The sequence below is a fragment of the Nostoc sp. ChiQUE01b genome (assembly GCF_034531255.1).
GTDB lineage: Bacteria > Cyanobacteriota > Cyanobacteriia > Cyanobacteriales > Nostocaceae > Nostoc.
In genome coordinates this window covers 26,675-44,107 of record NZ_JAVRBM010000007.1, presented here as the reverse complement: position 1 = coordinate 44,107, position 17,433 = coordinate 26,675, and the positions used below count along the sequence as shown (strand labels likewise).

Genomic DNA, 17,433 nt, shown 5'->3' with positions numbered 1-17,433 from the left:
GGAGATAAAAACCATGAGTGCCGAAAAGAGAATAGAAGCGACTGCAAAAAATATTGAAGGAAAAATTCAAGAGGTTGTGGGTGAAGTCACAGGTAATCCACAAGATAAAACTGAAGGACAAGCAAAGCAAGCTGAAGCCCAAGTTACTCACACTGTAGAAAATATTAAAGACGAACTCAAGAAAGCTTTAGAATAATTTCGCTTGTTGAGTGTAAATAGCGATTTTATCGATGATTAACTCCTAAATTTGTAACTTTAATTACTCCACTTTCTATAAGTTAGTGGGGTTTTTTGTAGCGTAAAAATGCTGATTTTTTAATTGTGATTTCTATTTGTACATTAATTAATTATCGGGACTTAAACTTTTGGTATAGCAGTCGAAGCATAGGTTAGGACTATGTTGGTTGCTGAAACCTTTGATAATACTGAGTTTCTACTCAGCACGGGCTAAACGCCCCGCTATCGCTAACAGCACTTTGCTATATTAGACCGAGCGAAGTTAGATGCGATCGCCCCGGATGTACACCAGGAAATTAATCGAACTGCTGCCCTCTAAGACTTTGCAACATTTTAGCCTTGCCACGCTACTAGTAAAAAAATCTATCTTGATAACTCATATAGAACTAGTATTTGATTGCGTGAAAAAATTCAGTACAACTTTAAGAGACTTCTTTCCTGTTCCCTGTTCCCTCCCTACACAAATAATTTTAGAAATCAAACCAGATTCCTCATCGCTAGTTGAAAATAACTTCTAAGTTAGGAAATTCTTGCTTGTTGGAAGATTTGTTGAGGTGTAATTTGTAGTCCTTCAAATAAGGAATCTTCTAAACTATCAGTATCACGCTTGGTTTGAGGGAGAGCATCTGGATAAAAAATAGTAATAGTTTTGGCTCTAGTATCAATAACCCAAACTCGTTGAACTTTAGCTTTGAGATAATCAGTTGCTTTTTCTGTCATTTCTCCAAAAGTTTGACCAGGAGAGATAATTTCAATTACTAATTCGGGTGCAACAGGACAAGCCTCATCTTGCGACCAATCAGCAGAAAGACGGTTATAAGAAACATATGTCAAATCTGCCACAGGAACCCAGTCTTGTTGATTTCGTGTTAGCTTAATTGCCCATTCAATTATAACCCGCCCCTTTCCTTGTGCCCATGCAGACAATAGTATAAATAACACACCTGTTATAGAACTATGAAAAAATTTGGGTGACATTTCATTTTTTTTAAATTTAGGAACAGCTTCCCCATCAATTAGTTCATAGATGATGTCCCCTTCAGGTAGTGTGAGGAATTCTTCGAGGGTAAGTTGGGTTTTGAGTTTTATCATGCTTGGTTTTTAAGATTTGTGTGTACACTGTAGCTGATGGATTGGGGAGGGTTAGGGTGGGGTAAAACTGACGCGAAAAACCAGGTGAGTAAACTACTTCAGACTTGTGTATACACCGTAGCCCTTTTTAAGGGGGGTTAGGGGGGATCAACAAGTGTCTAAAATCACAGCTAACCACTTTATCAAACACCCTCTAAGACTCCATCTCTGCCAATTCTAACCAGCGTTCAGTCGCCACATCGATCGCGTGCTTGAGCTTTTCCACACGATCGTACAATTTCTGCACCTCGCCATAATTCCCTGGAGACACATTCGCCAGTGTTTTCTCAGTTTCTACCTTCTCGGCCTCTAACTCGGCAATCTTACCTTCCAACTGCTCAAATTCCTTTTTCTCCCAATTGGATAATCTCCGCCGCTTGGTATTCTCTCCATTCTTGGGTGAAACCGTACCATTTTGGGTTTCGACATTTTTAGGCTTCTCCTTAGTGTTCGCAGCTTGTTGCTGTGCTTCTTCAGCCTTCTTATAGTCCAGATAAACTGAGTAATTACCTGGATATTGCCGGAGATTACCGCCTTCCTCAAAGGAAAATACTGTGTCGATGGTGCGATCAAGAAAGTAGCGATCGTGAGAAACTACAATTACAGACCCGACAAAATCCTCTAAATAATCCTCTAATACTGCCAATGTCTGAACATCTAAATCGTTCGTCGGTTCATCTAAAATCAAAACATTGGGCGCACTCATCAAAACCCGCAACAGAAATAAACGTCTTTTTTCACCACCAGAAAGTTTATTAATTGGGGCATACTGTTGATTACCAGGAAACAAAAACCGCTCTAACATTTGCGAAGCAGTAATTTGAGTACCATCGGTAATTTTGACAAATTCTCCTTCTTCTTTGATGTAGTCAATCACGCGCTGATTTTCGTTTAAAGCTGTGAGTAATTCTTCCGAATGCTGGTCAAAATAACCGATGTGAACTGTAGTACCAATTTCTGCAATGCCGGAATCTGGCTTAATCCGTCCAGTAATTATATCCATTAAAGTGGATTTACCAGCACCGTTAGTGCCGATAATACCAATGCGGTCTTCTGGACTAAATTCGTAGGTGAAATTATTAATCAAAGTGCGTCCATTGTATGCCTTAGAAATGTTATTTAATTCAATAACTTTTTTACCAATGCGACGACCAACTGTCGAAATATCAACTTTACCCTGAACTTGTTTAAATTCAGTATCCCGCAGAGCGTGAGCGCGGTCAATTCTAGCTTTTTGCTTAGTACTTCTGGCTTTCGGCCCTTTTTTGAGCCATTCCAACTCGCGCCGCAATAAGCCTTGATGTTTTCGTTGACTGCTGACGGCAGATTCTTCAGCTAAAGCTTTCTTTTCGAGGTAATATGAATAGTTACCTGTATAAGTGTAAATGTCGCCTCGGTCGATTTCAATAATCCGGTTGGTAACGCGATCTAAAAAGTAGCGATCGTGGGTGATCAGAAAAAGTGCGCCGCGAAAGCGATTTAAATAACTTTGTAACCACTCTACAGAAAGAGCATCAAGATGGTTTGTCGGCTCATCCATGAGCAAAACATCTGGTTCTGACAGCAAGGCTGATGCTAAAGCAATGCGCTTGCGATAACCTCCAGATAAAGTGCTTATCTTGGCATCAAAATCAGAAATTCCTAATTTTGTGAGGATGATTTTGGCATTAGTTTCTAGTTCCCAAGCACCACTTGTATCCATCTGTTGCATCACGACAGAAAGGCGAGACATCAGTTGACTATCATCTGGATAGTGAACCAATTTATCTGAGAGTTCTTCATACTCACGCACCAAAGCTGTATGTTCGCCACTGTCAGCGAAAACTTGCTCTAAAACTGTGTGATTTTCATCTAAATCTGGCTGCTGGGGTAAGTAGATAATTTTAGAACCGGAATTGATTAAAATTTGACCGCTATCAATGGATTCTAACCCAGCGATCATTTTTAATATGGTTGATTTTCCAGAACCGTTAGTACCAATTAAACCAACTTTATCAGTAGCATCAAGGCTAAAGCTAGCATCTTTTAAAATTTCCTTGATGCCAAAGTCTTTTTTTACTGATTGTAGTGTAATAATACTCATAAGATTGAAGTCATTAATTATTTTTCATTAGTGAGTAGGCAAGGCTCATACCCTACCTACATTCGCCGAATTCTATACAAACAAGTCCAAAGGAAGGTGTCCATACATTTCGTTGATTCCATCTTCGTCATAAGACTGGCAAGATACTAATACACCACGATGATGTCCATCATAGGAGTCGAGATAACACAAGCCATTTTTCCCATTTAATTTGATATAAACTGGGCCTTCGGGTGTAAGTAAATTATTTGGTGGTTCATAACCCAAAGCCAGAGAATAGGTTTTCATTGCCAATATTCCTTCTTCTGCCGTATCAGCACAAATTCCTAAAATTTGGTAATCAGTAAGTTTGGTGAGCAAAATTAAGGCATTACGAATTACTACTTTTTCTGATGAGTTGAGGATTGGGGCAATGTCTAGACAGTTGAATTTGTTCAGTAATTTTTTCGCTTCTTCGGCAGTGAGATTCTGAGGATTGGGGGTTGACATAAATTTCGACTATTATCTTGTTGGTTTTTCTGTGGTGTTTGAGTTGAGACTAGTACCGCAAGGTGGAAGTCAAAAGTCACTCATGCTTTAATTTTGGGCTTTCTGGCTGTAATGAAATGGTAAGTTTCTACGACCTGTACTAGCCCAATTTATACCATTTTGGATTTTAGATTTTAAATTGGGAATAGTCCAATGTATTGTAAAATTTGTTTGAGGTGGGAGCAAATTCCATGATTTCAGACCTTGTTATCTCATGCCCACTTCCCTTTTACGGTTGATTTTGGACATTCCCAAGGTTGAATATGAAGGGTACGCCATTTTTGGAGTCACTACCCATAACCAGGACTTTAGGCATCTGAGCGCCGCCCGTCTTCCAAGCTTCAATTGCTTCTTTTTGCAGAACTAACTGCCCTCCTTGGGCTTTGAGTGTCTCTGCTAAGAGTCTTTGAGCTTCTGCTCTACCTTTGGCGCGATTCACATCTGCTTGTGCTTCTTGTTCAGCTTCCCGTGCTACATAAACGGCTCTTTGCGCTCGTTGTTCGGCAATTTGTTTTTCTTCAACTGCTCTGGCAAATTCTGGTGAGAATGCTAAATCAACTACGCTAGTATCTAACACAATTATCCCATATTTGTCTAAGCGATCGCCTAAAGCATTATCGAAGTCTTCTTTCAATTCACTTCGTTTAGTAATCGCTTCTTCTACTGTTCTTCTGGCTGCGGCAATTTTAAATGCTTCTTGTGTTTGGGGCGCAATGATTTTTGAGACAATATTCGCTAATGTTCCTTGTTTTCTTCTAACTTCAACTACCTTTATCGGATCGAGGCGAAAGTTAATTGCAAATCTCGCAGATAAATTTTGCAAATCTTTAGTAGAACTCTCCGCTGGTACTTCAAATTTTTGCACCGTCAAATCATACACATCTATCACAGTGATAAAAGGCGGCTTCAGGTGAATACCTTCCAATAAAGCGCCATCTCTGGCTTTACCCAAGATGCTGATTACTCCTGCTTGTCCTGGGTTAATAATGATAAAGGAATTTAGCCCAATAATCACTAATATTCCTAACACAATTCCCAAAACTGTGGTTTGCCAATTTCCGAATTGCTGATTTTTCAAATTCCTCTCTCCAATATTTATTTAGTCATTTGTCATTTGTTTTTCTTTGCGTCCCCGCGTCTCCCTCATCTCCCTCATCTCCCTCATCTCCCTCATCTTCAGATTGAGGACTCAAGACTTTGTTCCGTGGTAATATCAGTTGCACGAAACCGCAAAAAGCCGTGGCTACTGGATTAAAATCTCATCGGGTATCAACAAGGCGTAAACATTCAACACATCCTCTCCAGCGTTTGCTTGAGTATGGACACCAGTATCGTAAACAAATTTGGCTAGCGACTACTTATTCTATCCTCAATAAATTTTTCGATTTAGCACCACCCGGCTTAATTGGCGTGGCGGTGGATGTGGTAGTCAAGCAACAGGATTCCATAATTGCACAGTTAGGGGTACGCGATGTCTTTGGACAATTTTTGATTATTTCCTTCCTGACTGTGATCATTTGGATACTAGAATCGGTTTTTGAGTATGCCTACGCTCGACTTTGGCGGAATTTAGCTCAGAATATTCAGCATGACTTGCGTTTGGATGCATACAAACATTTGCAAGAGTTGGAATTGGCCTATTTTGAAGAACGCAGCACTGGCGGTTTAATGTCTATCCTCAGTGATGATATTAACCAATTAGAGCGGTTTTTGGATGGGGGAGCAAATGATATCATCCAAGTTTCTGCAACTGTTCTAATTATTGGCGCTGCTTTCTTTATTTTGGCTCCTAGTGTAGCGTGGATGGCTTTGTCTCCGATGCCATTTATCCTCTGGGGTTCTTTTGCTTATCAACGACTACTTGCACCTCGCTACGCTGATGTGCGGGAAAAAGTAGGTTTTCTCAACTCGCGTTTGTCAAATAATATCAGTGGAATTACTACTATTAAAAGCTTTACAGCTGAAGCTTATGAAGCCTATCGTTTGGAATTAGATAGTGATGCTTATCGTCGTAGTAATGCCAAGGCAATTACTCTTTCTGCTGCTTTTGTACCGTTAATTCGGATGCTAATTTTAGTGGGGTTCACGGCATTACTTTTGTATGGCGGAATGGCAGCGGTTTCTGGAGCAATGTCTGTAGGTACTTATAGCGTATTAGTATTTTTAATTCAGCGATTGCTGTGGCCTTTAACTAGATTAGGCGAAACTTTTGACCAATATCAAAGGGCAATGGCTTCTACTAATCGAGTTATGAATTTGTTGGATACTCCTATCGCTATTCATACAGGAAATGTAGCGTTACCTGTGGATGAAGTGCGCGGTGAAGTGCAATTTAAAAATGTTTATTTTGCCTATAAAGATAGATTTCCAGTTATTAAAAATCTGTCTTTGGATATTCCGGCGGGGAAAACCATTGCAATTGTCGGTTCCACTGGTTCTGGTAAAAGCACTTTAGTCAAACTTTTGTTGCGGTTATACGAGGTGCAAACGGGAAGCATTAGTCTTGATGGGATTGATTTACAAAGTTTGAATTTGCAAGATTTACGCCGCTGCATTGGCTTGGTGAGTCAAGATGTCTTTCTATTTCATGGCACTGTAGCGGAGAATATTGCTTATGGTAGCTTTGAAACTACAGAGCAAGAAATCATCACGGCGGCGAAGATAGCCGAGGCGCATGAATTTATTATTGAATTGCCCCAAGGTTATGAGACAATTGTGGGGGAAAGAGGACAAAAGTTATCTGGTGGACAAAGACAACGGATTGCGATCGCCCGTGCAGTCTTGAAGAATCCCCCCATTCTGATTTTAGATGAGGCGACCTCAGCGGTGGATAATGAAACAGAAGCCGCAATCCAGCGATCGCTAGAACGGATTACAGTAGATAGAACTACAATTGCGATCGCTCATCGTCTTTCCACCATCCGTAATGCCGATTGCATTTATGTCATGGAACATGGGAAATTAGTAGAGTCGGGAACCCATGAGCAATTGCTAGAGAAAGACGGGATTTATTCCGGCCTCTGGCGTGTACAGTCAGGTTTGAGATAAGTTTCGCCTATTGTCTGTGTCTTCATTACGAATTATTTATGTTTTTTGGTAATAGTCAACCAGAATCAGGTGATACTAAGTGGCGTCGCCAGTTGGATAAGTTTGTCAAAGCAAATCAGCAAGAGTTGGCGGCACTGTTTTGGGGATTGTGGTTAGCAAATGGTGATAGTCAGGGTACTGTTGGTATTGATTTGCAACCAACGCCGCATTTTGTTTATTGTCCGAAAGAGCAGATAGAGAATTTAAATATTAAGGTTGATAATCGGCTGCAAGAAATTTTGGGAATTGTGGAGAATCATCAGCCGGAAGTGGAAGTTGTGATGATTGGGATTGGGAAGGGGGAAATTAAGTTAATTCAGTTTGCACCGGAACCAGCACCACCGATTTGTTTTGAGCAAGCTGGGAAGGATGTGGATGGGTTATTGGAATTGTTGGAACAGCGGATGAGGGAGGAGATTGTTTTTTAACGCAGAGGAACGCGAAGGTAAGCGCAGAGTATCGCAGATAAAAGACTCTATTTATACCGCTCGCTGTGTTGATTTGTCAAGAAACGTTATATTTAAGTAAATAATTTATGTCAGGAAACGTAATGGCTAGCTTCACCATCACCACCAAAGGAGAAGTAATTATTCCTAAAGAAATTCGGGATTATCTTAATCTTGATATAGGTAGTAAGGTTGATTTTGTCATTGATGAAAATGGGACAGTTAAACTAATTCCACTCAATGTTCCTGTTCAAACCCTGTCCGGCATTTTACATCGTCCGGCGATGAAAAGTGCAACTTTAGAAGAAATGGAAGCAGCAATCCAAGAAGGCGCAAGTGATTGGAGTTGATTTTAAAAGTTAGGTAATAAACCTGCTTGTTTACAAATTTCATTGGCAGTAATGCGATCAATGGTACGATGCCTTTTTACAGGAATAGTTTTTATATCATTAGTATAAGTGGAATGATTTCCTCCTTCTCTTAACAAATAAAATCCATTACCTTCTAAGTATTTAATTAAATCTTTTCGTTTAACTGACACACTTAAACCTCTACAGGAATTTGTTCGAGTAAAGAATCGCCTGTAGGAATTTCTTTATTTTGTTGACGATAGGCAAGAATCATTTCTTTGGTTGCGTCTTGTAACATAGCTCTACATTCTTCTATGGTTTCTCCCTCTGTAATGACTTCTTGCCATTCAATGAGTTGTCCCATATATCCGCTATTAGTTTTTGTATATTTTGCAGTGTATGTGATTAACATCATGTATTAGTAAATGTAATTCCATAATTCATCGTAGCTGATTTTTTCTACAAAGCGCGATCGCCTCCCTTGGAGCAAAACAACGATAAGGACTACCTCGCCAACCTAAACCGGAAAAGAATTTAAGGATATTTTAACTAAATTAAAGCGATCGCTCTCCATTATCAACGAACACATAAAAGCGATCGCTCATCATTCTACAATTTAGGTGGAGCGATCGCTCTCACAACACCATCATTCAATTGAAGTCAATCGTCAAAAGAATCAGTTTTTAACGTAAGATTAAGCTGGTAGCACAGCGTCAGATTTCATGACTACACAGTTTATTTTGAGCGGTTATGTTGAGGTAGCGATCGCCCAGGCAGTTTATGACAAGTTAGAAGATGGTACATTTACAGGTAGAATTCCTGCTTGCAAAGGAGTCATAGCCTTTGCATCAACTTTGCGCGAGTGTGAGAATGAATTACGCTCAACACTGGAAGACTGGATTTTGCTTGGGTTAAAGCTGGGACATTCTCTACCAGTAATTAATAGTATTGACTTGAACAAGGAGCCAACCCTTGAGTCGATGGATACCGTGTAAACGTCGGGATTTTGTGAAAAAATTACGATGCATTGGCTTTGAGGGGCCTTATTCTGGAACAAGGCATCAGTTTATGGTTTATGACCAGCATCGCCTAACTATTCCCTCTAATGATGAATATTCTGTACCGCAATTGCGGATGATGATTGGGGAAGTTGAGGTTATTTTAGAGCGGGAAATCGCGCTAGAAGAATGGAATAGCCTTTGAAGTTTGTGAAAAAGCGTAGGCGTAGCCCAACCCAGGCATCGCTCTTCACCTAGTTTAATAAAATTTAGGCAAGCGATCGCCTTCAGAACACCATCATTCCACCTCAGAACAAGAACATTCTCGTTTAAAACAGGAAAGTTCTCGTTTGGAACAGAAACATTCTCATCTGAAACAAGAAAATTCTCACTTGAAACAAGAACGTTCTCATTTGAAATAGGAACATTCTCACTTGAAACAGAAATGTTCTTGTTTTAAACATGAAACTTCGAGTTCAGAACAGGAAACTTGGAGATTAAAGCTGGATTGATGAGGTTGGGAAGTTGAATGTTACTGTTGTCAGTTGAGACCATCGCGCAAATCTTCTAAACTTTGACGCACAGCAGCAGTATTAGGATGATTTGCGCCTAACCGACGCTCAAAAATATCTAATGCTTGTATGTACAAAAGTTCCGCTTCGCTGTATTTGCTTTGGAAGGTGTAGATTAACGCTAGGTTGTTGAGGCTTTGTACAACAAATGGATGTTCATATCCCAGCAGCTTGCGGTAGAGTGCCAAAGCTTGGATAGCAAAGGGTTCGGCTTCGCTGTATCTGCTTTGTAAATTGTAGAGTCCCGCTAGGTTGTGGAGGCTTTGTGCGACATCTGGATGTTCTTCTCCTAGCAGCTTGCACCTGAGTGCCAAAGCTTGTTGGTAAAGGGATTCAGCTTCGCTGTATCTGCTTTGGAAACGTTCTCTACCAACTATAGATTTTAATAACTGCATTGCTGCTCGTGGTGTCAGCACATCTAAATCTAATCGCACTATCGGCGGCTGTAATTTCTCCCGCGTGGTAATTAACTGCTTAAACCGAGCAGGAACAGACTCTAAATAACACCGCACTTCCTCCCGATAGTTAGTGACGTTATCAATTACCAGTAAAACCTCTCCCTGATGCCATTTTGTGAGACAAAATTTCACTCTCGCAGCTAAATCTAAATCTTCTGGGATGTTCAATTGCAGCTTATTCATAGCAAACTGCACCAGTTGTACTCCCACATCCTGTAACGCAGACAACCAGCAAATCCCGCCTTGATAAGTGACGCGGTGAGAATTGGCATATTGCAAAGCTAACTCTGTTTTCCCGACTCCAGCCATCCCCGCAATAGCAGCAATGGCTACCTGTTGATTTTCTCGCAACAAACGATGGAGTTTTTGCAATTCCGTTTCTCGTCCGACAAATTCCACCACGCCACTGAAGGGAATATCCTCGTAACGGGTAGGCGTGGGTTGAGTTTTTTTACTTTTCTCACGCTGCACACCGGGTAATTCTTCTCTACGGCGTTGCCATTGTTCATCAAATTTTCTCAAATTCCCATCTTTATCGCCTTTGTCACACCAAAGCGTCAGCTTAAAATGCCAATCTGCCGAGCCTCGCGGATGTTCGCGCAAATCTTCCAGAACACCCAAAAACTCAGCAAGTGCATTTAGTGAGTCTCAGACTTGTTCTGTGTTTAAATCGCTAAGGTCTGCCAGAAATTTTAGCTGTGTTCTTACTATTACTTGCTTCGGCGTTTCCCAATTCAGGGCAATTTGATAAAGTTCGCCGTTTTCTACCTCACCATTGGCATAAGCCAGTAACCCTTCTAACAGTTGCCCTACCCGCGCTTTGACATGATCGCCATAGCTAACACGCGCCATCGGTTACTTTTCCTCAAATTTGGACAAAGTTTCGGGAATCCCCAAACTTAATCTAGCATCCCCAAACTCAAATCTCCGGGTATTCACCCATTACAGCCAACAAACAACAGCATTTGCTTTCACTGACTACCCCAAATTTACCGTTGCCTCAGTATTTAAGGTGAAACAAATGCAAAAGGCAACGAAATCTAACAATATTAAAAAGCTGGTGGCAATTTTACTATTTGTGATTCCCTTAATTGCAGAGTGGTTAATTCCAGGTTCAGGTATTTTCATTGAAATTGCCTTTCTAATTTGGGAATTGCTGGAATCAGAGGAGACAGAAGGAGATAATTTGAAGTAAAAGTAATATGTAGGGTGGAATGTCACTTACTTAACCTGGATTTAGATCCCCGACTTCTTCAAGAAGTCGGGAATCTGGGCAGCTACTAACGCTAAACTCATAGTATGACTACCAAAATCACAACCCAAATGCAAGCTGATAAATACCCTTTTGCTCAAGAACTGATTACTGATATGGAAGGTAATATCCGCAAAGTAGTCATAGATTTTGATGACTATCTACGCTTGCTAGAAGCTATTGAAGATGAAGGACTTATCTTAGCAATGAAGGCAGTAGAACATGAAATACCTCTAAATATTGATGAAGCATTAGCACAACTAGAACAAGAGTGATTACCCAATATCTACCCAGCTTTATCAAGGACCTCAAGGGTTTAAAAAGTACACCTTACTATGAGACTATTAGAACCCTTGCTTTTGAAGAAATACCACGAATATTAACCTTTGAAGAAATTACTAACCTCAAAAAACTTCAAGGTTATGAAAATGCTTATTGCATCCGTTTCGGTGATTATCGTATTGGACTTATTTTTGATGGAGAAACAGTCCTATTTCAGCGAGTGCTACACCGGAAAGATATTTATCGTTATTTCCCGAAATAAAACCATCTTAATTACGTAGCTTGCTTCTCGCCGGAGGCGAGTATTACGTTAGCGTAGTCCGACTTAGCCCATTACCAATTACAAATGCAATTTAATACCCAACTGCTACCTCGAATTAATAGTAAATCCCTGAGAGAAAATGGCAAACAATATTATGTAGATGCCAAGGGAAACCGCTTCCCTAGCGTCACCACCATACTTAATATCACCAAACCCCAAGCAGACAGAGACAGATTATTAAATTGGAAAGCGCGTGTTGGAACAGAAGCAGCCACCCGCATATCTACAAACGCCAGTCGTCGCGGAACCCAAACCCACAAACAAATTGAGCGCTACCTCCTTGGACAAAATCCTGTTTGTCCCGAAGCCAGTCGCCCTTATTGGGAGAGTATCAAGCCAGTTTTAGAAGAAATCGACACAGTGAAACTCGTAGAAGGCTCAGTTTTTCATTACGATTTGAGCTATTCTGGCAAAGTGGATTGTATTGCCAGTTATCAAGGCATCCCCTGTATTTGCGAATGGAAAACAGCAGACAAACCTAAAGGTTCAATTGAGCATTTATACGAACATCCACTGCAACTTGTAGCATACATTGGAGCAATTAACAACTATTATCGAGATTATGGCATTCAGCTAAATCATGCTTTGTTGGTAGTCGCAATTCCAGAGATGCCAGCCGAGGTATTTTGGTTTGAACCAGCAGCGATTAAAGATTACTGGCAGCAATGGGAAAAAAGAGTCGCCGAATATTGGGAACGCAGAAGTGTTTGGAGTTGATGAGTGGGATTCTGGTTCAAAGATGCGGTAAGTGCCTTGATTTAGATTGCTGCGATCGCGGTTAAAGAAATACTGCCAATCATGCATTGCCTCGTACCCACTTCGAGATGTGGGACGAAAGGGACTTAAATGCATCTTGCTACATCAGTTGATTTCCTGTCAAGTCTGGACGCGATGACTATCTGTAAATTTTGCTAGACCTCAAAATTGGATCTCAAGCATTGGAGAATCGATATCTAAAAGCCAATTTTCATTGTAAATAAGAACCAACTCACCTAGCTTTTGAGTGTCATCAACAGCAGAAGCTATAAGGAAAAACTTTAGTTGTAGAAAACGTTCTTTGTAGGTAACGCCAATAGAGCTACTAACTAATTCGGCTTCTAGGGTACGAGGTAAAGTAATTATTTCATAATATTTATCTTGTTCATCCCAGTAGCCGCATATTTTCTAATCAGATAGTATTAAATGTTTTTTAACAAGATTATTAGCATCTAAAGTTTCTAATATTTCAGTTAAATATCGCCAAACTTGATGATTTTGTAATTCGAGTTTTGTCATAGTTATGTAGGGTGGGGATTAAAATGCCCACCCTAGTTGCCTAAACTAACGCTGGTGTATTTGCACGCTTAACTTGAGGTGTTGCAACCATCCTCATTCCGGCTGGTGCAGCTAAAGTTAACCCACGGCGCACAGGACGCACGGGACGTTTATTCACTAGCGAAACTTGAAATTCTGACAAAACAGTTGCCAAGACAATTTTCATTTCATACTGGGCAAATGCCATCCCAATACAGCGACGATTACCGCCACCAAAAGGTAAATATTCATAAGGCGAATATTGTCTTTCTAAAAAGCGTTCTGGTTTGAACTGCTTGGATTGTGGGTAAACTTCTTCCCGATGATGCGCTAAATAAATACTGGGGACTATTGCCGTTCCCTCTCGCAGTTCGTAGCCCATAATTGTAATTGGATTCTTCACAATCCGCACAAAAGCAGTCATGGCAATTGGATAAATTCGCAATGTTTCTTGGCAAACTGCTGTTAAATAGGGCAATTTAGCTACACTACTCAAATCAGGGTTAACTCCAATGGTGTTGAGTTCCTTTTGTAACTTCTCACGCACCTCTGGTAAATGGTCAATCCAGTAAAAAGCCCATGTCAATGCCGAAGCAGTAGTTTCATGTCCCGCAACTAGCAGCGTCATTAACTCGTCGTGTAATTCTTCATCTGACATCCCTTGACCATCGTCGTAACGATCTGCCATCATCAAACTCAGGATATCTTGGCGATTTTGATCGACTTGGGCCCGACGTTCTCGAAGCAAAGCATAAATAAGTTGATCAATTTTTTGCCGTTGTTGCAAAATCCAACCCCACGGACTCCACGCACCGAAATCTTTTTGCATGATCTGGAAAAAGAAGGCGCTGGACATTACAGGCGAACTGATGAAGTCTAGTAAGTCACTTAGCGATCGCCTCAATTCCTCAAATAGCTGTCCTTCATTCAAACCAAATACAACCCGGAGAATAACACGCAAAGTGATTTCTTGCATCGACTTACGGATATTAAAAGGCTTGCCAATTTGCCATTCATTAGTTACCTGTCGGGTTATTTCCCGAATTTCCTCGCCGTAAGCCCGCATTCTTTCGCCATGAAAGGGAGGAGCTAATAATTGCCGTTGGCGCTGGTGGCGATCGCCATCTGATAACATAAAGGAGCGATCGCCAAGTAAAAATTTTAGTCCTATGTTCCCCCTGCCAACCTCAAAATGCCTGGAATCAGTAGTAAAAATCTGCTCAAGCGCTTGGGGTTGACTAAAATATACTAGATGGTTATCCGAACTACTACTCCTGATCGTGAAAGTGTCACCGTAGGTTTGGGCAAAATCATCCACATATTTCAGTGGCTGACTAATAAACTTGATCATTCGCAGCCAGCGCGGCATTTGAGGCCCATCGGGCAAATTGTAATTAGTTGTCATAGATTTTTGTGGAGTTGATGGCTTCTGAATTTTATTGTTACGACTTTTCATGTTACTTAGGGTTACAGAAAGCGCTATATTCATCATTGGGGAGTAGGGAGTGGGGAGTAGGGAGTGGGAGAAAAGGATAATAACTAATAACTTCTAATGATTAACTCAGTACTCAACACTCTTTCAAGTCAGTCCATCATCAAAAAATCTCACAACCAAACATGAAAAAGATTTCTTCCCCTACTCCCCACTCCCCATTCCCAACTCCCTTTTTCTAGCTAAAGCAGTGCCAAAAATCATCGCTATTCTCAACGGTAAAGGAGGAGTCGGTAAAACGACTACCGCAGTCAATCTGGCTGCAAACTTTGCGAAGAAAAAAAAGGTACTGTTGATTGATGCAGATATTCAAGGTTCTGCTAGTTGGTGGTTTGGGCGTAGTCAGCAGGGAATGGGATTTGATTTATCTCAAGAAACCGATCCCGCACTTTTAAGTGATTTAGCAAAGATAACAGGTTACGATTTAGTAGTGGTGGATACACCTCCCGCCCTGCGCTCTGAAGCATTAGTGGCGGTAGTTGCGATCGCAGATTATCTAGTTTTGCCTACACCCCCAGCCGCAATGGATTTAGCAATCCTCGTGGAAACAGTCAAGGAAGCCGTCATCCCCGTGGGAACCCCCCATCGGGTATTGCTCACCAAAGTCGATACGCGCAGTCTGGGGGAAGCACAAGAAGCAAAAAACACTCTGACTCGCTTAGGTATTCCTACTTGTAATACCTTCATCCGTGCCTATAAAGCTCATGAACGAGCAGCACTAGAAGGTGTAGCGATTACTCAATGGCGAGGAGGAAATGCACGGGAGGCGGAATTAGATTACCGCCGTGCAGCTGATGAATTACAGCGTGATTGGAGAAAATAATAATGGCTAGGAAACAAAGTCTCTCTGACTTACTACAAGAAGAGGCGCAAAAATTTACACCCCCAGAAGGTGAATCTGCGATCGAAGTTACAGCCGAAAAAATTGCCGAAGCACAGGCTGCATCTGAAGAGGAATTGTCAGCACAAACACTTGAGCCAACTTCTACTAAGCGCACAAGTCCCACTAAAGCTGATTTAGAAGCAACTGTCAAAGAATTGACAAGTAATCTAGAAACAAGCCACAAAAAAGAAACATCTCTTAGACAAGAAATTGCTGATCTGCAATCAAAATTATCCAAACAAAAAACCTTTGCATCAGAACAAAAATCATTACTAGAACAGCTAACAAAAGAACTTGATGAAACTAAAAGAACAGCACTGCAACTTGCAGAAGCAAATTCTCAGCTTATAGAAGAAATTAATGCTTTAAAACAACAAGCAGAACAAAAAGCAAAAGAAAAATCTAAACTTGTTGTCAAAGAAAGTAGCGCGATCAAACCAGTAAAAGACCATTACAATCCACTTAACTACAAAAAATCACATCGGTCATCAGAAACACTAGCTCAAGATCAACCACACAATCAACCAAATGAGTATCCTGAAAGTTCTAATGAGATGTGGTTACTTGACTAGAGTCAGTTCATCAGTCAGGTAAAGGTTAATGGTACAAATCAAAATCTATGGCACTGCTTCATTTATCCGCTCTTCTCGCAGTGCCATTTCTGACGCAATTCATTCTTGTGTCGTTGAAGCTTTAGTATATCCTCAAGACAAGCGTGTTCATCGGTTCTTTCCTCTCGAACCGGATGATTTCATCTACCCCATCGGGCGTTCAGAGAAATACATCATCATTGAGATTAGTATGTTTGAGGGACGCACTATTGAAACGAAAAAGAAACTAATTAGGTTGTTATTTTCTTGCTTATCTGAACAAGTTGCAATTGCACCTGTAGATATAGAAATCACGATTACAGAAACCCCAAAACACAACTGGGGTATCCGGGGAACAACAGGAGATGAATTAAACCTAAATTACCAAGTGCAAGTCTAAATCTTGGGAGTTTATTGAGAGTTAGGGTATGTTTAAACTCGAAAGTCTAAAATATGCTGGGCAGTTATTTGTGGTTGTTCCAAGTGTGGGAGATGACCACAATCTTGAATCCAGGTGAGAGTACTGTGTGGAATTGCCCTTTTAAATTTCATGGCATCCTCAGTACCCAAAATTTTATCGGAATCGCCCCATAAAATTAGCGTTTGTTGTACAATTTGTGATATTATTTCAAATCTAAAAGCACTGTAACCACCACTTTTAGTGAAAGAAATCACAGCTTGATGCCAACTCGGCATTTGTAAGTGTAATGCTCCACAATATAAGGCATCAATAGAGGCAAGAGTTTGATTTTTATATCCAGTACGGGAAACGCGATCGCGCACCTTCAAATTACTCAAAAACTGAGTTGCTAAATAATCTAATGGGGGAAACATGAATTTGCTCAATCGCGAACCACCTGCTAACCCCGCACTATCAATTAACACCAGCTTTTCTACCACTTCCGGGTAAGCCAACGTAAAATCAATGGCCGTCGCACCGCCCATCGAAGCGCCCACTAAAATTACAGGTTGGTTAATTAGGCTTTTCCAGAAATAATAAAGATGGGTTTTAATCGCAGTTGGGCTATAGGCAATTCCTAAAAGTCTATCTGTAAATCCAAAACCCAACAAATCCACTGCCCAAGTTTCATTATCTCCAGAAAGTAGTGGCAAAAGCCGCCGAAATTCTAATACAGAACTGTCAAAGCCGTGAATTAATAAAATGGGAGTTCCACCACACCCTTGCTTGACATAGGTGGTGGTAACTGGTTGATTAGTTAAAGGAGTAGCGATCGCAGTTGTTTGAATACTCCGAGCTAGTGCGATCGAAGTAGGTTCTGTGAGTTGCCCAACTGCCGTAGGAAGAAAATTCGGAAACATAAATTTCAGTCTATTGTACTAGCTTGTCTTTACGCATAACTGATTTTCTTAAACAATAAAGTTACACAATCTTAAGATACTGAGGTATTATTTGTAATATATAAAATAT

The 17,433-nt window shown here is 40.7% G+C and carries 22 protein-coding genes and 2 pseudogenes; 13 read left to right on the top strand and 11 right to left on the bottom strand.

Annotated elements, in window-relative coordinates:
* Positions 1–13 precede the first annotated feature (13 nt).
* A complete protein-coding gene (locus tag RMY63_RS06970) occupies positions 14–196 on the top strand; it encodes a CsbD family protein (RefSeq protein WP_322728005.1) in 183 nt (60 codons plus the stop codon).
* Positions 197–756: 560 nt separating this feature from the next.
* Here RMY63_RS06970 and RMY63_RS06965 read toward each other — a convergent pair.
* The 4 genes from RMY63_RS06965 to RMY63_RS06950 form a co-directional block, all read right to left on the bottom strand.
* Positions 757–1,329, bottom strand: coding sequence for a Uma2 family endonuclease (locus RMY63_RS06965; RefSeq protein WP_322728004.1), 573 nt, complete (start codon positions 1,327–1,329; stop codon positions 757–759).
* 193 nt (positions 1,330–1,522) lie between these two features.
* Positions 1,523–3,451 carry an ABC-F family ATP-binding cassette domain-containing protein gene (locus RMY63_RS06960; RefSeq protein WP_322728003.1) on the bottom strand — a complete coding sequence of 643 codons (1,929 nt, stop codon included), beginning with the start codon at positions 3,449–3,451 and terminating at the stop codon, positions 1,523–1,525.
* A 72-nt stretch (positions 3,452–3,523) separates the two neighbouring features.
* Positions 3,524–3,940 (bottom strand): DUF1824 family protein, encoded by a 417-nt coding sequence (locus tag RMY63_RS06955; RefSeq protein ID WP_292774499.1) that lies wholly within the window; start codon positions 3,938–3,940, stop codon positions 3,524–3,526.
* A 268-nt stretch (positions 3,941–4,208) separates the two neighbouring features.
* Positions 4,209–5,057: a prohibitin family protein gene (locus RMY63_RS06950; protein WP_322728002.1), complete on the bottom strand. Its 849-nt coding sequence runs from the start codon at positions 5,055–5,057 to the stop codon at positions 4,209–4,211.
* Between the two features lie 161 nt (positions 5,058–5,218).
* On the opposite strand from RMY63_RS06950, the gene RMY63_RS06945 reads away from it, so the two are divergent.
* The 3 genes from RMY63_RS06945 to RMY63_RS06935 all read left to right on the top strand — a co-directional run bounded on the left by RMY63_RS06945 (position 5,219) and on the right by RMY63_RS06935 (position 7,862).
* The gene (locus tag RMY63_RS06945) at positions 5,219–7,027 is read left to right on the top strand and encodes an ABC transporter ATP-binding protein (protein ID WP_322728001.1); all 1,809 of its coding nucleotides are present in this window, start codon (positions 5,219–5,221) and stop codon (positions 7,025–7,027) included.
* A gap of 38 nt (positions 7,028–7,065) precedes the next feature.
* Positions 7,066–7,494 carry a hypothetical protein gene (locus RMY63_RS06940; protein ID WP_322728000.1) on the top strand — a complete coding sequence of 143 codons (429 nt, stop codon included), beginning with the start codon at positions 7,066–7,068 and terminating at the stop codon, positions 7,492–7,494.
* Positions 7,495–7,616: 122 nt separating this feature from the next.
* Positions 7,617–7,862 carry an AbrB/MazE/SpoVT family DNA-binding domain-containing protein gene (locus RMY63_RS06935; protein ID WP_322728119.1) on the top strand — a complete coding sequence of 82 codons (246 nt, stop codon included), beginning with the start codon at positions 7,617–7,619 and terminating at the stop codon, positions 7,860–7,862.
* Positions 7,863–7,864: 2 nt separating this feature from the next.
* Here RMY63_RS06935 and RMY63_RS06930 read toward each other — a convergent pair whose 3' ends face one another.
* Both RMY63_RS06930 and RMY63_RS06925 read right to left on the bottom strand, forming a co-directional pair.
* A complete protein-coding gene (locus RMY63_RS06930; RefSeq protein ID WP_322727999.1) occupies positions 7,865–8,053 on the bottom strand; it encodes a type II toxin-antitoxin system HicA family toxin in 189 nt (62 codons plus the stop codon).
* Between the two features lie 2 nt (positions 8,054–8,055).
* A complete protein-coding gene (locus RMY63_RS06925; RefSeq protein ID WP_322727998.1) occupies positions 8,056–8,226 on the bottom strand; it encodes a type II toxin-antitoxin system HicB family antitoxin in 171 nt (56 codons plus the stop codon).
* A 358-nt stretch (positions 8,227–8,584) separates the two neighbouring features.
* Between RMY63_RS06925 and RMY63_RS06920 the strand changes: the two genes are divergently transcribed.
* Positions 8,585–8,857: a type II toxin-antitoxin system HicB family antitoxin gene (locus tag RMY63_RS06920; protein ID WP_322727997.1), complete on the top strand. Its 273-nt coding sequence runs from the start codon at positions 8,585–8,587 to the stop codon at positions 8,855–8,857.
* A 13-nt stretch (positions 8,858–8,870) separates the two neighbouring features.
* Positions 8,871–9,065 (top strand): hypothetical protein, encoded by a 195-nt coding sequence (locus RMY63_RS06915; protein ID WP_322727996.1) that lies wholly within the window; start codon positions 8,871–8,873, stop codon positions 9,063–9,065.
* 336 nt (positions 9,066–9,401) lie between these two features.
* Here RMY63_RS06915 and RMY63_RS06910 read toward each other — a convergent pair whose 3' ends face one another.
* Both RMY63_RS06910 and RMY63_RS06905 read right to left on the bottom strand, forming a co-directional pair.
* Positions 9,402–10,289 carry a tetratricopeptide repeat-containing protein gene (locus RMY63_RS06910; RefSeq protein ID WP_322728118.1) on the bottom strand — a complete coding sequence of 296 codons (888 nt, stop codon included), beginning with the start codon at positions 10,287–10,289 and terminating at the stop codon, positions 9,402–9,404.
* A 105-nt stretch (positions 10,290–10,394) separates the two neighbouring features.
* A pseudogene (locus RMY63_RS06905) lies at positions 10,395–10,742 on the bottom strand (NB-ARC domain-containing protein); the annotation flags it as partial.
* Positions 10,743–10,911: 169 nt separating this feature from the next.
* Here RMY63_RS06905 and RMY63_RS06900 point away from each other — a divergent pair.
* The 4 genes from RMY63_RS06900 to RMY63_RS06885 all read left to right on the top strand — a co-directional run bounded on the left by RMY63_RS06900 (position 10,912) and on the right by RMY63_RS06885 (position 12,463).
* A complete protein-coding gene (locus tag RMY63_RS06900) occupies positions 10,912–11,085 on the top strand; it encodes a hypothetical protein (RefSeq protein WP_322727995.1) in 174 nt (57 codons plus the stop codon).
* Positions 11,086–11,189: 104 nt separating this feature from the next.
* Positions 11,190–11,417: a hypothetical protein gene (locus tag RMY63_RS06895; protein WP_322695852.1), complete on the top strand. Its 228-nt coding sequence runs from the start codon at positions 11,190–11,192 to the stop codon at positions 11,415–11,417.
* Positions 11,414–11,686: a type II toxin-antitoxin system RelE family toxin gene (locus RMY63_RS06890; RefSeq protein WP_322727994.1), complete on the top strand. Its 273-nt coding sequence runs from the start codon at positions 11,414–11,416 to the stop codon at positions 11,684–11,686. Before RMY63_RS06895 ends, RMY63_RS06890 begins: the two co-directional genes overlap by 4 nt.
* Positions 11,687–11,770: 84 nt before the next feature.
* Positions 11,771–12,463: a PD-(D/E)XK nuclease family protein gene (locus RMY63_RS06885; protein ID WP_322727993.1), complete on the top strand. Its 693-nt coding sequence runs from the start codon at positions 11,771–11,773 to the stop codon at positions 12,461–12,463.
* Between the two features lie 201 nt (positions 12,464–12,664).
* On the opposite strand, the pseudogene RMY63_RS06880 reads toward RMY63_RS06885, so the two are convergent.
* Both RMY63_RS06880 and RMY63_RS06875 read right to left on the bottom strand, forming a co-directional pair.
* A pseudogene (locus RMY63_RS06880) lies at positions 12,665–13,021 on the bottom strand (hypothetical protein).
* Positions 13,022–13,061: 40 nt separating this feature from the next.
* Complete coding sequence (locus RMY63_RS06875) at positions 13,062–14,444, bottom strand: cytochrome P450 (RefSeq protein ID WP_322727992.1); 1,383 nt, start codon at positions 14,442–14,444, stop codon at positions 13,062–13,064.
* Positions 14,445–14,721: 277 nt separating this feature from the next.
* On the opposite strand from RMY63_RS06875, the gene RMY63_RS06870 reads away from it, so the two are divergent.
* From RMY63_RS06870 to RMY63_RS06860, 3 genes are read left to right on the top strand one after another with little or no spacing between them, the layout of a single operon-like run.
* Positions 14,722–15,354, top strand: coding sequence for a ParA family protein (locus RMY63_RS06870; RefSeq protein WP_322727991.1), 633 nt, complete (start codon positions 14,722–14,724; stop codon positions 15,352–15,354).
* A gap of 2 nt (positions 15,355–15,356) precedes the next feature.
* On the top strand, positions 15,357–15,986 hold the full coding sequence (locus tag RMY63_RS06865) for a hypothetical protein (RefSeq protein ID WP_322727990.1): 630 nt from the start codon (positions 15,357–15,359) through the stop codon (positions 15,984–15,986).
* 28 nt (positions 15,987–16,014) lie between these two features.
* Positions 16,015–16,404, top strand: coding sequence for a tautomerase family protein (locus tag RMY63_RS06860; RefSeq protein ID WP_322727989.1), 390 nt, complete (start codon positions 16,015–16,017; stop codon positions 16,402–16,404).
* Between the two features lie 32 nt (positions 16,405–16,436).
* Here RMY63_RS06860 and RMY63_RS06855 read toward each other — a convergent pair whose 3' ends face one another.
* On the bottom strand, positions 16,437–17,324 hold the full coding sequence (locus RMY63_RS06855; RefSeq protein WP_322727988.1) for an alpha/beta hydrolase: 888 nt from the start codon (positions 17,322–17,324) through the stop codon (positions 16,437–16,439).
* Between the last annotated feature and the right edge of the window lie 109 nt (positions 17,325–17,433).

Excerpts from the sequence above, each read along its gene's own strand:
- RMY63_RS06860 (WP_322727989.1), top strand. The coding sequence starts at position 16,015 with ATGGTACAAATCAAAATCTATGGCACTGCTTCATTTATCCGCTCTTCT.
- RMY63_RS06935 (WP_322728119.1), top strand. The coding sequence starts at position 7,617 with ATGGCTAGCTTCACCATCACCACCAAAGGAGAAGTAATTATTCCTAAA.
- RMY63_RS06965 (WP_322728004.1), bottom strand. The coding sequence starts at position 1,329 with ATGATAAAACTCAAAACCCAACTTACCCTCGAAGAATTCCTCACACTA.
- RMY63_RS06865 (WP_322727990.1), top strand. The coding sequence starts at position 15,357 with ATGGCTAGGAAACAAAGTCTCTCTGACTTACTACAAGAAGAGGCGCAA.
- RMY63_RS06875 (WP_322727992.1), bottom strand. The coding sequence starts at position 14,444 with ATGACAACTAATTACAATTTGCCCGATGGGCCTCAAATGCCGCGCTGG.
- RMY63_RS06955 (WP_292774499.1), bottom strand. The coding sequence starts at position 3,940 with ATGTCAACCCCCAATCCTCAGAATCTCACTGCCGAAGAAGCGAAAAAA.
- RMY63_RS06970 (WP_322728005.1), top strand. The coding sequence starts at position 14 with ATGAGTGCCGAAAAGAGAATAGAAGCGACTGCAAAAAATATTGAAGGA.
- RMY63_RS06885 (WP_322727993.1), top strand. The coding sequence starts at position 11,771 with ATGCAATTTAATACCCAACTGCTACCTCGAATTAATAGTAAATCCCTG.
- RMY63_RS06900 (WP_322727995.1), top strand. The coding sequence starts at position 10,912 with ATGCAAAAGGCAACGAAATCTAACAATATTAAAAAGCTGGTGGCAATT.
- RMY63_RS06895 (WP_322695852.1), top strand. The coding sequence starts at position 11,190 with ATGACTACCAAAATCACAACCCAAATGCAAGCTGATAAATACCCTTTT.
- RMY63_RS06940 (WP_322728000.1), top strand. The coding sequence starts at position 7,066 with ATGTTTTTTGGTAATAGTCAACCAGAATCAGGTGATACTAAGTGGCGT.
- RMY63_RS06925 (WP_322727998.1), bottom strand. The coding sequence starts at position 8,226 with ATGGGACAACTCATTGAATGGCAAGAAGTCATTACAGAGGGAGAAACC.
- RMY63_RS06855 (WP_322727988.1), bottom strand. The coding sequence starts at position 17,324 with ATGTTTCCGAATTTTCTTCCTACGGCAGTTGGGCAACTCACAGAACCT.
- RMY63_RS06960 (WP_322728003.1), bottom strand. The coding sequence starts at position 3,451 with ATGAGTATTATTACACTACAATCAGTAAAAAAAGACTTTGGCATCAAG.
- RMY63_RS06920 (WP_322727997.1), top strand. The coding sequence starts at position 8,585 with ATGACTACACAGTTTATTTTGAGCGGTTATGTTGAGGTAGCGATCGCC.